This is a genomic window from Colwellia marinimaniae (assembly GCF_002207865.1).
GTDB classification, from domain to species: Bacteria; Pseudomonadota; Gammaproteobacteria; order Enterobacterales; family Alteromonadaceae; genus Colwellia; species Colwellia marinimaniae.
Genome location: NZ_BDQM01000575.1, coordinates 1 through 229, shown reverse-complemented (window position 1 = coordinate 229; position 229 = coordinate 1). Strand labels below are relative to the sequence as shown.

General features: G+C 67.2%; 1 protein-coding gene. It reads right to left on the bottom strand.

Features of this window, described 5'->3' with window-relative positions; genetic code table 11:
* The coding region (locus tag MTCD1_RS20540; RefSeq protein WP_143760249.1) for a 3-oxoacid CoA-transferase subunit A at positions 1–229 on the bottom strand (229 nt) is incomplete at both ends.

The following is a 229-nucleotide window of genomic DNA, read 5'->3' as shown; positions in this document are numbered from 1 at the left end:
GGACAGAAGAAGGCGCCGATGCCGGCGCCCGCGGCGCGCATGCGCTCGGCCAGGTTGCCCTGGGGCACCAGTTCCAGTTCGATCTTGCCGCTGCGGTACAGCTCGTCGAACACATAGCTGTCCACCTGGCGCGGGAAGCTGCAGATGATCTTGCGCACCTGCCCGCTCTTGAGCAGCGCGGCCAGGCCGGCATCGCCGTTGCCGGCGTTGTTGTTGACCACGGTGAGGT